The sequence below is a fragment of the Actinomadura rubrisoli genome, assembly GCF_004349215.1.
GTDB classification, from domain to species: domain Bacteria; phylum Actinomycetota; class Actinomycetes; order Streptosporangiales; family Streptosporangiaceae; genus Spirillospora; species Spirillospora rubrisoli.
Genome location: NZ_SMKU01000796.1, coordinates 1 through 419, shown reverse-complemented (window position 1 = coordinate 419; position 419 = coordinate 1). Strand labels below are relative to the sequence as shown.

Genomic DNA, 419 nt, shown 5'->3' with positions numbered 1-419 from the left:
GCCCCGCCCCGCCCACCGAACCCGAGATCGCTGCGATCAGCGAATCAGAGCGAATCAGACGGCCCCGACCTCCGCGGCCGCGCGATGCCGCCGGCGGCGGGCGGCGCAAAGAAGGAACCAGGGAGACAGGACGCAGCGGAGCGCGGCTGGCCGAGGCCGCCCGCGCGACGGCGGCGGCGGCGAATACGGCGTCAAGGACGGTCAGGGGCGTCCGGGCGCGTGCGCCTGCGGTGGCTGGTGTCGCAGAACGGGTAGGAGCGGCTGCGCCGGCAAGCGCACAGCGCCACCACGAAACGGTCCGACACCACCGTGGACCCGTCCTCCAGCTCGACCTCCACCGGGCCCTCCACCAGCACCGGGCCGCCCCGCACCACCCTCACCCGGCGCCGCTCACGCGGCCCGCCGGCCTCGCCCACGGC

Annotated in this window: 1 protein-coding gene; it reads right to left on the bottom strand. The window is 76.4% G+C overall.

All coding sequences use genetic code 11. From position 1 onward, the window contains the following. Window positions 1-191: 191 nt before the first annotated feature. Entirely contained in the window at window positions 192-416 is a 225-nt protein-coding gene (locus tag E1298_RS47540; protein WP_131903942.1) for a CDGSH iron-sulfur domain-containing protein, read from the bottom strand. Window positions 417-419 lie beyond the last annotated feature (3 nt).